This is a genomic window from Campylobacter concisus, assembly GCF_003048405.1.
GTDB classification, from domain to species: domain Bacteria; phylum Campylobacterota; class Campylobacteria; order Campylobacterales; family Campylobacteraceae; genus Campylobacter_A; species Campylobacter_A concisus_Q.
In genome coordinates, this window is sequence record NZ_PIQS01000003.1 from 19,735 (window position 1) to 32,382 (window position 12,648).

The window sequence follows — 12,648 nt, forward strand, 5'->3', positions numbered from 1 at the left end:
TTATCTTTATTGTTCTAGGTGCTTTTTTGATAGGCTATAAGCTTATGACAACAAGCAAGGAAGATCCACCTGAATTTGCCGATGTAAACACATCGCTAGATCCTTTGAAATGTGATCTAAACAATAAATCTTGTGAGATGGAATTTAAAGGCGTAAAGCTAAAAATAGACATCTCGCCAAGACCTATTTATGCTATGAGGCCTTTTAGCTTTAAAATCATTAATGGTAAAAATTTAGGGCTAAAAAATCCTAGTCTTGAGATAGACGGCATAAATATGAATATGGGATCGATCAAAGCAAGACTTGAGCCAAGAGGCGATAACTTAACTGCTCAAGTAGTGCTAAGTGCTTGCGTTGTCGAGCTTATGAGATATAGATTTAAAGTGCTTGATGGCGAAAAAGAAACTGGTTTTTTTGTAGATCTTGATCTAAAATTATAGAGGGTAACGATGAAAAAGGCATTTTGGGGCTTAATAATAATCTTAATTTGTATAGGTGTTGCACTTTTGCTAATAAAGCCAAACAAGTATGATTTTAAGGCACTTTCACAAAATGGTGAAGTAAGTCTTAAAAATTACGACGGAAAGTACAAAGTTATATATTTTGGTTATCTTTTTTGCCCCGATGTCTGCCCTACTGCACTCTCTTTGATTGGCGATGAACTAAATAAACTAAAAAGAGATGACTTTGAGCTACTTTTTATTACGCTTGATCCTGAACGCGACACTCCTGAAAATTTAACTCTAATGGCAAAAAATTTCTACAAAGATGCCGATGGATTAAAACTAAATACCTTAAAAGAAGTGGCAAAAACCTATGGTGTAAAATTTCAAAAAGTCCGTCTTGAAAACTCAGCCATGGGCTACTCTGTTGCTCACAGCTCTTCAATATATTTAATAGACAAAAAAGGAAATTTTTATAAAGAAATTTCAAACCTAACAAATGAAAACATTGGAGAAAATTTATTAAATTTGATTAAAGATAGACCTTAGACTATAAATTTAGTAAGCCAAAACTGGCCTACTAAAATTCTTTATGCAAGCATCATCTCAAGATCTTCTAAACTAAAATTTAATTCACTTGCTATACTTTTTAAATATATTTTTTCGCTCATCTCTATTTTTTCATCAGCTTTAGCGATCGCCACAAGGTCTATCATCAGTGTTGAAATTTCAAGAGCATTGCCCTTAAATACATCAAGATTTACTTCTACCTTTTCGTTACTATTTGTAAGAGATAGCAATCTAGCTTTTTCATCACTATTTAATTTGGCGTCATCTATAAACTCATAAATGATTTTCTTCTCTCTTTCGTCGCAATATCCATCAATTTTCATTAAATTTATAAAAATTTCAATCTTAGACTTTACAATTTGCTGTTTCTCATCTATAAAATTTGCAAGCTCTGCATTTGCCTTTTCAAGACCATTTATGAAATTTGGAATTTGAGATAAAATCTCGTCTTTTTCTACTGCAGTAAGTTCAGTTTCTACCAAATCTTCATCAAAAGCTATCTCTTTACTAAAAAGCTCTTTTACCTTTTTGCCAATTTTATTTGTACTATATTTACTCCAAGCAGCCATTGCTGTAGCACCTGCAAGGGGTATCCACTTTGCTGCCATTGATTTTAATGCTTGCTGAGTAATTTTTCCACCCAAAATTTGTATTAACTTTTGTAGAACACTAAGACTAGCACGCTTTACAATTAACTTTTGTCCTTGAATTACTATAAGACCTGTTGCTATGTTACCTGAGGCTGCAAACAAAGCCTCCATAATAATCTCCTTTGGCGGCTCTTTATAACCATAAGCCCTCGCAATATCTGCAGTCATTGCTATCTGATTTCTAATAATTGAAACAATCTCAGGTACTGCAGCTGCCATACCAAAAGGCCCAGGAATAAGTCCTGCACCACCTGAAATACTTGCATTTAGGTAGCTATACTTATCTATAATGCTTTCTATACTGCTAATTGTTGGTACACCACCTTTTTCCAATCTGCTTGCTTACTTACAATAACACTTGAAATTGCATTTTGCAGACCTTCATTTATCCCTTCGCCTATTTTATCTAGCATTTTTGCTCCTTTAAAAGATTTATGAAGTAAATCGTTTTTTTCTGAAGGGCAATTTATCTTTTTATACTTAAATCTACAAGCCAAACAAAGTTAATTAAATATAAGCAGTACTAGCAACGAATTTATTAAGAAGATCTATACGAAAGGTAGGCCTTTGCGCTATAAATTTTAATCATAATGCAAAAGCTAAAAATTTAAGTTTTACTATTTCACTCTATGATGCACGCTGCCGCCATAAGTAATATCTTCAGCTTTTACCTCATCACTTGTTAAAATTTCACTTATCTTGCCATTTTCTTCTAGCTTTTTCCTATTTTCTTCGGCATCTTCTTGATAGCTATAAACCATCGCAACGCTCACTACTCCACTGATAGCTTCTATCTTTTTAAAATTTTTTATCTCATCTTCAATACTATCTGAGCTAACTACCACTACGATTCTATCGTCTGCGTCAGTTATTATTTCACACTCTTCTAGCTTTTTTATCTCATTTTTTACACTTTCATTTTTATTGTCCGTATAAACTATCAAACTTGAAATATTCATTTAATTCTCCAAAACAAAATTTTATTCTCATAGGCTGAAGTTACGACTTCGTTATCGCTTATAAAAACTATGCTATTTATCGTACTTTGTCCAGTTTTTAGCATTGCGATATTTTCTAAGCTTTTACTATCAACTAAATTTACATCACTCATCTCATCGCTCATATAAGCCGCCACTCTACCATCATCGCTAAGGCCGACGCCATAGACCAAAAAGCCAGTATTTATCTTTTTTAGGCTTCCAGCTGAAAATATCCCCACGATCCTGTCGGTACCTCCACTGATCATGACGCCATTTTTATATGAGACGTCGTAGATATTATCTGTATGAATATCTAAAATTTGATCCATTTTTTTAGCTTTTATGTTATAAAAGTAGACCTTCCCACTCTCGCAAGCGATAGCTAGCGTGCTTCTATCTTCGCTTATCTCCATATCTGAAAGCATCGCAATTGAAATTTTAAAGCTATCATAAATTTCGCCATTTTTTAGATTTAAAAAATAAATTTCATTGCTAATTGAAGCAAGCGCAACATGCTCATTATCTAAAAATAATGCCTTTTTTATCGCTTGATTATCCACTTTTATGCTTCTCATCTGTCCATTTTCTCTTAGATGAAGCACCTTTGTAGCGTAATCACCTTCGCTAAGTATAAGAGTTTTGCCATCAAATTCATCAATACTTAAAATTTTTGGTCTTTCATGATCACTAACGTAGGTTTTTATATCATCCATCTTGATGATCTCTTCAAATTTAGACTCTTTAGGATTATAAATTTCGACCGTTCCACCATCAGTTGCCACAAAAAGTTTGCCATTTATTAGCGTAGTGCTAAGCACATTTGCACTAGCCTCTATTTGTTTATATGGCGTCGTGATCTCGCCTGCAAAAGCAAAACCTAAAATACAAAAAAGAAAAAACAAAGCCCTCATAAAGCCTCCATTTGAAGTGAATTTTTAAAACAAACATCAAAGCACTCGCCGCAGCTCACGCAGTTTTGATTAACAATAGGACGAAAAACGCCAAGAAATTCGACTGCTTTAAATTTGCAAACGTCAAGGCAGTTGTAGCAGATCGTATCATTCCACGCTAGACAGCTACCAACATCTATGCTAACTTTTGCATTTATACTCTTTGGCGAGTTTAAATTTAATGTCGTTTTGCCACTGCTTTGGCAGGCTTTTGCACACTCTTCACAAAAGTCACAGCCCAGCTTTTTAACTTTAAAAATTACTCTTTCATTTTCAAAGCTAAGAAGCTCTTTTTCACAAGCATTTACACAGCTAGCATCGCATCCACCGCAGTCAAACTCTCCGCTAAAAAATGGTGGAGTTATAAATTTGGGAGCAGATTTTGCCCCCAAAATTTTACTAAAAAGCTCTCGCCTGCTTTGCATTATTTAACACCATCGTTTAAAACATCTAGCAAGTTTGACTTATGAGTGCCGTTTTTATCTCTAAAATCAGGCTTAAATTTATTACCGACTAGCTGAGTTAAGCCAGTTTGTTGCTCAACGTGGCATGTTGTGCAGTTATATCTTTCATCATCAAGCTTGCCTGCAAGATCTTTTTTATTTCTGATGTCATAAAGGTGAGATGATGGTATCGGTGTTGCTCCACTATCTTTTGCAAACTCAGGCATATGGCAGGTTACGCACATATTCATATCCTTTGTGATAGGCACTAAACCCTCAGTATCGTGTGGGATAAATGGCGGTGCATTTTCAAAAGACCTATCAAATTTCTTTGACATACCAGCTGGCTCTTTTGTGTAGTTCACATCTTTTAATACAACGTCTTTATCGTCTAGCAAATCGATATTTCTAAAGCCGATTTGCGAATCACTAATGCTTGGATTATTAAAAGCACATGCCGCAAAAAACGCAGCGCACAATCCTCCAAGCATCATTATTTTTATTTTCATTTTTCTCTCCTTAAATTTCTAATACTAAATTTCAAAGCCCCGTCTCCACAAACATCAATGCACCTGCCACAGCTTATGCACTCGCTTGAGCTTACCGAGCGGCTCTCTTTACCGATCATATCAAGCACTTGCATCTCTGGACAAATAAGCTTACATTTCATACATTTTGTACAAGCCTGGGCATCATGTTTTACTCTAATTAGGGCAAATTTTGAGATGATGGCATAAAAGGCACCAAGTGGACAAATGTGCGAGCAAATGCCACGCTTTAACACAAACATATCAAAAGCAATGATCGCAACCGCTATGCCTAAAGCACTAGCTGAGCCGTAAATAATGCCACGCTGAATAATGCCAATATAACTAATGCTCTCAAATACTGGATAAGATAAAGCAAGGCTTAATATAAGAGCAAGAGCCAGTAAGTAATAACGTAAATTTTTACTCACATTTAAGACTTTTTCGCCCTTAAAGCCAAATTTTTCTCTTAGTTTAAAAGCGATATCGGTTAGTAAATTTATTGGGCATATCCACGAACAAAACGCTCTTGGAGCAACCAGTGCGTAAAATGCAAAGATAATGCCAGCTCCAATAATTGCATTTATGCCGGCACTAAAGCTTGCAAGTAAAATTTGAACCAAAGCAAATGGATCGCTTAGTGGAATTTTTCCAAAAAGCAAAGATGAGCTTAAATTTCCGCTAAGTATCTTAACTCCATAAAAATTTCCTAGAATAAATAGCGCTAGGATAGAAATTTGAGTTATTCGTCTTAAGATTAAAAATTTCATAGCTCACCACCATTTAGATAATCAGTCGCTTTTTTAATGTCAAGCTTTATTTTGCTGTCTGCATCGTCTATGCGTCTTTCATCTTCTTTGATCCAGCCTTTGACGTAGTTATCGCCTACTTTGCCAAGCACAGCGTCACGGTTTAGCACGGTAATGGCTGCTTTTTTAGTGATACAGGCTCGCTCACATAAACCACATCCGGTGCAAATGTCGCTATCGACCACTGGAAGCAAAAAGGCATGCTTTTGCGTCCTTTCGTTACGGCGATATTCAAGATACAAGGCTTTGTCCAAAAGAGGACAAGCCCTGTAACAAGCATCGCACTGTATGCCCCAGTATGCCACGCAGTTTTTCATATCGACCACCGCAACACCCATTTTGGCCTTATTTATGTCAAGCTTACCTTTTGTGCTTACTAAATTTACGTCCAAAGCTCCAGTCGGACAGGCTGGCACACAAGGGATATTTTCACACATGTAGCAAGGAATTTTTCTAGGCTCAAAATAAGGCGTTCCAATGCTTATGCCATCTTCTAGCGATGAAAGCTTTAGCGTATCAAATGGACAAGCCTCTACGCAAAGCCCACACCTAATGCAGCTTTGTAAAAATTGCTTCTCTTCTTTTGCACCAGGAGGCCTAAGAAGCATAAGTGGCGAAGCTTTGGCACTAAGCGACCAAACAAAGCCTCCGCCAAGAGCTAAAAGCGCTACTTTTGCTCCAAATTTTAAAGCCTCTCGCCTACTTGAAAATCCCATATCGCTCACCTATGCTTTGTAAATTTTAACCGCACACTTTTTATAGTCAGTCTCTTTTGAGAGTGGGCAAGTAGCGTCTAGTGTTACTTTATTGATAAATACGTTTTCATCAAACCAAGGCACATAGATAAGACCTACTGGCGGCTTATTTCTACCTTTTAGATCGACTCTTGCTTTTACCTTGCCACGACGTGATTCAACCCAAACGATCTCGTTTTGCATTACGCCAAGTTTTTTAGCATCATCTTCGTGCATATAGCAAAGTGCCTCTGGAACAGCCCTGTAAAGCTCAGGAACACGCATAGTCATAGTGCCTGAGTGCCAGTGCTCTAGAACACGACCAGTACATAGCCAGAATGGATACTCTTTGCTTGGCATCTCGCATGGATCCATATAAGGGCGGAAGAAAATTTTTGCTTTATTTGCAAGAGATGCTTTATCTTTATTTGTAACGCCTTTTAGATCTCCTGTTGGAAGTGCTGCATTTTTGTTACCATAGAATGCAAATTTCTCATTTGGAGCAGCTTTTTTAGCATATGGGTCAAATTTAGTGTTAAATCTCCACTGAGTCTCTTTACCATCAACTACCGGCCATCTAAGACCTCTTACCTTATGATATGTGTCAAAGTCGGCTAGGTCGTGACCATGTCCAACGCCAAATTTTCTATACTCTTCCCAAAGATATTTGTGAACGAAAAATCCATATCCTTTAAATTCTTTGCCATCTGAACCTATCACTTTTCTGCTATCGCCAAATACTTCTGTATTGTCATAGTTTTCCATAATAGGATCGTTTGCACTAAATTTCTTAGCCTCTTCGTTAGCAAAAAGTACATCAAATAGCGTATCTTCTTCACTATATCCCATAGCTTTTGCAGCATCGAGCACGTTTGGAAGTGTAACTTTGTCATTTACTTTTTTCTCACCCCAAACATCTTTTAGCTTAAAGCGCTTACTAAACTCCATCATTTGCCAAATATCAGGCATCGCTTCACCAACAGGAAGTACTTGCTGTCTCCAGTGTTGCGTTCTTCTCTCAGCGTTACCGTAAGCACCCCATTTTTCATAGATCATCGCAGTTGGAAGAATAAGGTCGGCTACTTTTGCAGAAATTCCTGGATAAGGATCACTTACAACGATGAAGTTATCCATCTCACGAGCCGCTTTGATCCAGTGGTTTGCATTTGCAGTATTTTGCCATGGGTTGTTTACTTGAACCCAGATAAATTTAACCTTACCATCTTCAAGATCACGCATCATTTTTACGTAGTGAGAAGCGAGTACACCACTTAGTGTTCCGGCAGGAAGTTTCCAAATTTTTTCAGTTATCTCTCTATGTTTTGGATTATCAATAACCATGTCAGCTGGCAAGCGGTGAACAAATGTTCCAACCTCTCTTGCTGTACCGCACGCACTTGGTTGACCAGTTAAAGAAAACGCTCCTGAGCCCGGAAGTGCTTGTTTACCAAGCAAGAAGTGAACCATATAAGCTTGCTCATTTACCCATGTACCACGTTGGTGTTGGTTAAAGCCCATCGTCCAGAAACTAACAACTTTGCGGTTTTTCTCTATATAAAGATCAGCAAGTGCTTTTAGTTTTTTCTTAAATTCTTCTATATCTTCGTTTGGATCGCCCTTGGCTACCTTTGCAGTAAAGTCAAGTGTGTAAGGATCAAGAGCTTTTTTAAACTCTTCAAATGTTATTTGCCAATGTGCGCCAGCTTTTGCAGCATTTTTATTTTCTAGTGTATCGCCAGCTTTTAGTCCAAGATATGCGAGTGTAACACCCTCAGCCTCACTTAGTACCTTTGACTTCTCAGTAGCAGCAGTGTCTAGCTCACTTGGAGCATATTTTTTATGATTAATGTCTGTGCGAAGACCATATCCGATATCGGCTGGACCGGTTGTAAATACACAGTGTTTTTTAACAAATTCTTCATCAATCATCTCTGGGTGGTTATAAACTATCTCACGAGCAATGTAGTTCCAGATAGCAAGGTCAGATGATGGAGCAAAAATGATCTCGATGTCAGCTAGGTTTGAAGTTCTAGTTGAATATGTACTTAAATTTACTACCTTTACTTTATCAGGATCACTAAGCTTTCTATCGCTTACACGCGCCCAAAGGATTGGGTGCATCTCAGCCATGTTTGCGCCCCAAGCTACAATAGTATCTGTAAGCTCAATGTCATCAAAACAGCCTGATGGCTCGTCTATACCAAATGTTTGCATGAAGCCAACGACCGCACTTGCCATACAGTGTCTTGCGTTTGGATCAATACTGTTGCTTCTAAAACCACCTTTTATAAGCTTAATGGCAGCGTAACCTTCTGGAATAGTATATTGACCAGAACCTAAAACTCCGATACCGTGAGGGCCTAGTTCATCATACGCTTTTCTAAACTGAGCCTCCATAACATCAAATGCTTGCTTCCAGCTTACTTGCTTAAATTTACCTTTTTTATCAAATTCGCCTTTTTCATTTACACGCAAAAGCGGATGAGTGATCCTATCCTCGCCGTACATGATCTTAGCATTAAAGTAGCCTTTGATACAGTTTAGACCACGGTTTACTGGCGCTTCTGGGTCACCTTTTACAGCTACTATCTTGCCTTCTTTTGTAGCGACCATGATACCACAGCCTGTCCCACAAAACCTACAAGCGGCTTTATCCCAGCGCCAGCCTTTTTCGGCTTCGCTTGCTGCACTTAGCGAGCTTGGTACGGCTATACCAGCACTAACGCAAGCAGCACTAGCTGCAGCACTTTTTATGAATTCTCGTCGATTCATTCTTTCTCCTTTAAAGATTTAAAACAAATTTAATTGATATTAACCTTGTAAAACTTATTTACAACTGATTTACATTTACAAAAATTTCAAAAAACTTAAGCTAAAAATGTAAATATTTTTCTACATAAAAATATTAATTTTCTCACAAAGTACGATTTTAAAAGAAAATACTATTTAATAAAATTTAAAAATTTTAGAGTAGTTATCAAAAAGCTAAAGAAAACAAAGTAAAATTGTTTTTAAATATTTGAGTAAAAAAGTAACATAAAGTATTATTAAAAATTTTATATCCTTACTGAAATATCAATAATTACAAGGATATATTCTAATAATTTTCATTACATTACAGCAAACATAATCTATAAAAATTTAACTAGTAATATCACTATAAAGCTATAAATATTAGATTATTTTTAAAAACTTTATTATATTTATAAAACAAAAAATAATTTTAAGATTAGAGATAAAAAGGAGTTATTTTCATCCTCAAATTTTGAGGATGAAATATTAATGAAATTTTAAATATCAAGCCGCAAGGTTAAAATTTATTCTTTTTAACATCGGCTACTATCGTCTTAGCCATTTCATCGATTTGGGCAGTGATTTCATTCGTTGAGCTCACGATATCAACATTTTGCTTTGTAATGCTATCTATCTGGCTTACACTTTGATTTATCATATTTATGCCTTCACTTTGCTCTCTGATGCTCTCACTCATCTCATTGATACTTTGAGTAAGTATATTTGCATTAGTTTCGATCTCGCCAAGTGACTTTTGGGTGCGCTCGGCTAGTTTTCTCACCTCGTCGGCAACTACGGCAAAGCCTCGTCCATGCTCACCAGCACGTGCTGCTTCGATAGCGGCGTTTAGGGCAAGTAAGTTAGTTTGATCTGCTATATCTCTAATAATAACGATGATATTTTTAATCTCTTCAGATTGTTTTATAACATCTACAGTCTTTTGGCTAATTGCACTCATTGAGCTACTCATTTGCTCGATCGCAGCAGCACTTTCCTGGAGAGAATTTGCTTGTGTGCTAGCACCTTGAGTTACTTGTTTCATTGATGCATCTAAATTTTTGGATTTTTCTTCTAAGAATTGTGCTTGTTTTAGGTTAAATGCAAGCATATTAGCTATCTCTTCGCCAAGCTCGTTTGTTACTAGTTCGACATTGCCTTTAGCATCCAAAATTCTTGAAGTAAAATCAGAATTTCTAAAATCATTAAAAGTTTTTTGGATCATATTTAAATCGCTACCGACTCTTTTTTCCAAAACATCTAGCATTTTATTTAAGACATCTTTTAATTCAATTAGTTTTGGATTAGCTGGAACATCTACTATCCTTGCTTTTAAATTTCCATTTTCTATTGCCTTTGCAGTCTCAACAGATTGAGATACCACTCTAGAGTCTTGATCGGCATTGTCAAAAATTTTAGCAATATTATCATTTATTAGTTTACTCATTACGCCAAATTCATCTTTTGTTGTCACCTTTGAAACAACTGGCTCTTTTATCTCAAAATTTAAAAACCTAAAGAAACTAACCAAAGCATCTGTAATATTTTTAATCGGATTAAGCGATCTTTTTAGCAAGAAATATACAAATGCAGACAAGACAACTATAAATATAAAGGCTAAAATAATTTGAACTTTTAAAATAGGTAAAGTATGCGAGCTAAAGATATTTTGATCCATTGCTGTTATTGCCAACCAACCTTTATCATTTATCTCTAACATATAGGCATAGACATCTTCGCCTTTTGTATTTTTATATGCTATTAATCCATTTTCATCAAATTTCTTTTCATTATATTGTTTTATCAGGCTTTTAGCGATCTCGTGAGGTTTACCGACTAATTCTTTATTTGGGTGCATTATAACGTTGCCATTTTGATCTGTAACAAAAGCATAGCTGTACTCAGTCTTACTGATTTGCGATATATTATTGCTCAATTCCTCAATAGACGCATCTATGCCCGTAACTCCAATATTTTTAATAGGTGCAGCAAAAGTTATAACCATCGCATTTAATGAAGCTGCCATGTATGGATCAGTATATACTTGGTTTATTCTCGGCTTTAGCTTGTTTATACCATCCTCTAACTCTTGGATCATATCCAGCTTTATTTTGCCCATTTGATCTAAACATAGCCCCATCCTCATATCCAGCATAAACAAGAGTGATCTCTTTTCCAGATATAGCTTTTGCTTGAGATAAAGCTAAATTTATACCATCAGCATTCATCGAGCCACCACTTTTCTCGCTTATCTTACTAAGAGTCTCAGCCATTTTTTCTATAGCATACTGATTATTAGTAAAAAAGCTATTTAGTGCGATTTTCACATCTTTTAAGATTTGCTTTTGAGTTTGTATTACTAACTCAATGGCTTTATCATGAGCTGTATTGTAGCTGGCTAAAGATATTAGTGAGAATGATATGAATAATGCCGGTATGAGCATTAAAGATATTTTGTTTGCAATTGATCGCATTTACTTTCCTTTTACAAAAATTTTTAAGGTGCGATTGTATATTTTTTTATATTAAATAGTATTAAATAATATTAATTACAAAATAGTGATGTATACATTAAATAATAATTTTGAATTATTTTTTCATTTTAGATAGTTAAAGTAAGTGAGATAAAATTAGAATTTAGGGGAAGTAAACCCCTAAATTCGGTCTAAGATTAAAATTTATTCTTTCTAACGTCAGCTACTATCGTCTTGGCCATATCGTCTATTTGGTCAGTAATTTCGTTTGTTTTACCAACAATATTAATATTTTGTTTTGTAATACTGTCGATCTGACTTACACTTTGATTTATCATATTTATACCTTCGCTTTGCTCTCTGATGCTTTCACTCATCTCATTGATGCTTTGAGCTAGAACATTTGCATTAGCTTCGATCTCACCAAGTGACTTTTGAGTTCGCTCTGCTAGTTTTCTAACCTCGTCGGCGACTACGGCAAATCCTCTTCCGTGTTCGCCGGCGCGTGCCGCTTCGATAGCGGCGTTTAGAGCAAGTAAATTTGTTTGATCGGCTATATCTCTAATAATAACGATGATGTTTTTAATCTCTTCGCTTTGTCTAGTTACGTCGCTAGCTTTTTGGCTAATGGCGTTCATAGAACTGCTCATCTCTTCTATAGCAGCCGCGCTTTCTTGGATAGAGTCTGCTTGCTTATGGGCTCCGTCGGTTAGAGTTCTCATAGATTCTGCTAGGATTTTAGCTTTTTCTTCTAGAACCTGAGCTTCTTTTAAATTTTCCCTTAGCATATTGCTTACGGCGTCGCCCGCGCTTTGAAGGCCTACTATCATATCTCTTAGATCGCTTTCAAGCTCCGGTTTTAGCTCTAGTCTAGGAGTGTAGTCGTTTTTATTGTAAGAAGCTAAAACTACGGCTATACCTTTTAAATTTTCAGAAATTGATGCAAAGAATTTATTTAGTAGATCTTTTAACTGAACTAAAGCCGGATTATTAGGGACGGAGTTGATCTTAGCTCCCATGTGGCCTTTTATCATGAGATTTGCTATACCGTTCATCTCGTCTATTAAGGCGCTGTCTTTTTTAACGCCGTTAAGGACTTTTTCTATATTCTCGTTAATAGATTCGCTCATTCTGCCGAATTCGTCTTGCGTAGTTACTACTAGCTTTTCCGGAGCGTTAGGGGTTTCGTAAGTGATAAATTTAAACGCGTCTTCAAGCTTGGTTTGAATAGTTCTAATAGGACTAAGAGATTTTTTAAGAAGAGTAAATACGATAGCC

12 protein-coding genes and 1 pseudogene are annotated in these 12,648 nt (G+C 36.1%); 2 read left to right on the plus strand and 11 right to left on the minus strand.

Features of this window, described 5'->3' with window-relative positions; translation table 11 throughout:
- Nucleotides 1-26 precede the first annotated feature (26 nt).
- Both CVT18_RS07055 and CVT18_RS07060 read left to right on the plus strand, forming a co-directional pair.
- Nucleotides 27-440, plus strand: a complete 414-nt coding sequence (locus CVT18_RS07055) for a hypothetical protein (RefSeq protein WP_199907365.1) — start codon at nt 27-29, stop codon at nt 438-440.
- A 9-nt stretch (nt 441-449) separates the two neighbouring features.
- Complete coding sequence (locus tag CVT18_RS07060) at nt 450-992, plus strand: SCO family protein (RefSeq protein WP_103629228.1); 543 nt, start codon at nt 450-452, stop codon at nt 990-992.
- Between the two features lie 41 nt (nt 993-1,033).
- Here the strand turns inward: CVT18_RS07060 and CVT18_RS07065 are convergent, their stop codons facing one another.
- From CVT18_RS07065 to CVT18_RS10805, 11 genes and pseudogenes are all read right to left on the minus strand, one after another.
- Nucleotides 1,034-1,996, minus strand: coding sequence for a TerB family tellurite resistance protein (locus tag CVT18_RS07065; RefSeq protein WP_103629227.1), 963 nt, complete (start codon nt 1,994-1,996; stop codon nt 1,034-1,036).
- Nucleotides 1,997-2,280: 284 nt separating this feature from the next.
- On the minus strand, nt 2,281-2,622 hold the full coding sequence (locus tag CVT18_RS07070; RefSeq protein WP_103629226.1) for a chaperone NapD: 342 nt from the start codon (nt 2,620-2,622) through the stop codon (nt 2,281-2,283).
- Nucleotides 2,619-3,554, minus strand: a complete 936-nt coding sequence (locus CVT18_RS07075) for a WD40 repeat domain-containing protein (protein ID WP_103629225.1) — start codon at nt 3,552-3,554, stop codon at nt 2,619-2,621. The genes CVT18_RS07070 and CVT18_RS07075 overlap by 4 nt, the downstream gene beginning before the upstream one ends.
- A complete protein-coding gene (locus CVT18_RS07080; protein ID WP_103629224.1) occupies nt 3,551-4,018 on the minus strand; it encodes a 4Fe-4S ferredoxin in 468 nt (155 codons plus the stop codon). Before CVT18_RS07080 ends, CVT18_RS07075 begins: the two co-directional genes overlap by 4 nt.
- Entirely contained in the window at nt 4,018-4,545 is a 528-nt protein-coding gene (locus CVT18_RS07085; RefSeq protein ID WP_021090505.1) for a nitrate reductase cytochrome c-type subunit, read from the minus strand. The genes CVT18_RS07080 and CVT18_RS07085 overlap by 1 nt, the downstream gene beginning before the upstream one ends.
- Nucleotides 4,542-5,333 carry a quinol dehydrogenase ferredoxin subunit NapH gene (gene napH / locus CVT18_RS07090; RefSeq protein ID WP_103629223.1) on the minus strand — a complete coding sequence of 264 codons (792 nt, stop codon included), beginning with the start codon at nt 5,331-5,333 and terminating at the stop codon, nt 4,542-4,544. The genes CVT18_RS07085 and napH overlap by 4 nt, the downstream gene beginning before the upstream one ends.
- The gene (napG, locus tag CVT18_RS07095; protein WP_103629246.1) at nt 5,330-6,088 is read right to left on the minus strand and encodes a ferredoxin-type protein NapG; all 759 of its coding nucleotides are present in this window, start codon (nt 6,086-6,088) and stop codon (nt 5,330-5,332) included. The genes napH and napG overlap by 4 nt, the downstream gene beginning before the upstream one ends.
- A 9-nt stretch (nt 6,089-6,097) precedes the next feature.
- Nucleotides 6,098-8,878 carry a nitrate reductase catalytic subunit NapA gene (napA, locus tag CVT18_RS07100; protein ID WP_103629222.1) on the minus strand — a complete coding sequence of 927 codons (2,781 nt, stop codon included), beginning with the start codon at nt 8,876-8,878 and terminating at the stop codon, nt 6,098-6,100.
- Between the two features lie 538 nt (nt 8,879-9,416).
- Nucleotides 9,417-11,042: a methyl-accepting chemotaxis protein gene (locus CVT18_RS07105; RefSeq protein WP_413784332.1), complete on the minus strand. Its 1,626-nt coding sequence runs from the start codon at nt 11,040-11,042 to the stop codon at nt 9,417-9,419.
- On the minus strand, nt 10,930-11,370 hold the full coding sequence (locus CVT18_RS10515; RefSeq protein ID WP_234410303.1) for a hypothetical protein: 441 nt from the start codon (nt 11,368-11,370) through the stop codon (nt 10,930-10,932). Before CVT18_RS10515 ends, CVT18_RS07105 begins: the two co-directional genes overlap by 113 nt.
- Nucleotides 11,371-11,567: 197 nt before the next feature.
- A pseudogene (locus tag CVT18_RS10805) lies at nt 11,568-11,939 on the minus strand (methyl-accepting chemotaxis protein); the annotation flags it as partial.
- Nucleotides 11,940-12,648: the final 709 nt, after the last annotated feature.

Coding starts and splice junctions, on each gene's coding strand:
- CVT18_RS07080 (WP_103629224.1), bottom strand. CDS start 4,018: ATGCAAAGCAGGCGAGAGCTTTTTAGTAAAATTTTGGGGGCAAAATCT.
- napH (WP_103629223.1), bottom strand. CDS start 5,333: ATGAAATTTTTAATCTTAAGACGAATAACTCAAATTTCTATCCTAGCG.
- CVT18_RS07085 (WP_021090505.1), bottom strand. CDS start 4,545: ATGAAAATAAAAATAATGATGCTTGGAGGATTGTGCGCTGCGTTTTTT.
- napG (WP_103629246.1), bottom strand. CDS start 6,088: ATGGGATTTTCAAGTAGGCGAGAGGCTTTAAAATTTGGAGCAAAAGTA.
- CVT18_RS07075 (WP_103629225.1), bottom strand. CDS start 3,554: ATGAGGGCTTTGTTTTTTCTTTTTTGTATTTTAGGTTTTGCTTTTGCA.
- CVT18_RS10515 (WP_234410303.1), bottom strand. CDS start 11,370: ATGCGATCAATTGCAAACAAAATATCTTTAATGCTCATACCGGCATTA.
- CVT18_RS07070 (WP_103629226.1), bottom strand. CDS start 2,622: ATGAATATTTCAAGTTTGATAGTTTATACGGACAATAAAAATGAAAGT.
- napA (WP_103629222.1), bottom strand. CDS start 8,878: ATGAATCGACGAGAATTCATAAAAAGTGCTGCAGCTAGTGCTGCTTGC.
- CVT18_RS07105 (WP_413784332.1), bottom strand. CDS start 11,042: ATGAGGATGGGGCTATGTTTAGATCAAATGGGCAAAATAAAGCTGGAT.
- CVT18_RS07060 (WP_103629228.1), top strand. CDS start 450: ATGAAAAAGGCATTTTGGGGCTTAATAATAATCTTAATTTGTATAGGT.